Raw genomic sequence first — 427 nt, 5'->3', positions numbered from 1 at the left:
CCTGCCGGGCCGCGTGGTCGGGCCCGACGGCCAGGGCCTGCGCCTGGACTGTGCGGGCGAGACGGTCGTCGTGCCGCGTGACCGCGTGGAGCAGACGGTCCGCCACGCCTGGGCGCTGACCGCGCACCAGGCGGTGGGCGCCCGCTGGCCGGCGGCGGACGTGGTCCACCCCGGCGACGCGGTCCCCGCCCTGAGCCGCCCCTGGATCTACACGGCCTTCAGCCGCGCCGACCGCCACCTGTCGGTGGTCCACGGAGTGGACCAGGCCCTCCAGCGGGCGGTCGCCGATGTCCCGGCGAAGCCGCGCACGACGCGCCTGCCCGTGCTGCTGGCACCGCAGTTGCCTGGGGCGGCGGAGTAGGTGTTCAGGGCGCCCCTGGCGCAGTGCGCGCGACGGCGGCGGCACCCCCGCGGGGGTGCCGCCGCC

1 protein-coding gene is annotated in these 427 nt (G+C 78.9%); it reads left to right on the top strand.

Annotated elements, in window-relative coordinates:
* Positions 1-361: ATP-binding domain-containing protein (locus tag LPA54_RS39775; RefSeq protein WP_228985279.1), on the top strand; the 361-nt coding region annotated here is incomplete at its 5' end.
* Between the last annotated feature and the right edge of the window lie 66 nt (positions 362-427).

This window comes from Streptomyces sp. DH12 (genome assembly GCF_020873895.1).
Taxonomy (GTDB): Bacteria; Actinomycetota; Actinomycetes; order Streptomycetales; family Streptomycetaceae; genus Streptomyces.
The sequence above is the reverse complement of the archived record's forward strand: the minus strand, read 5'-3'. Positions and strand labels throughout refer to the sequence as shown.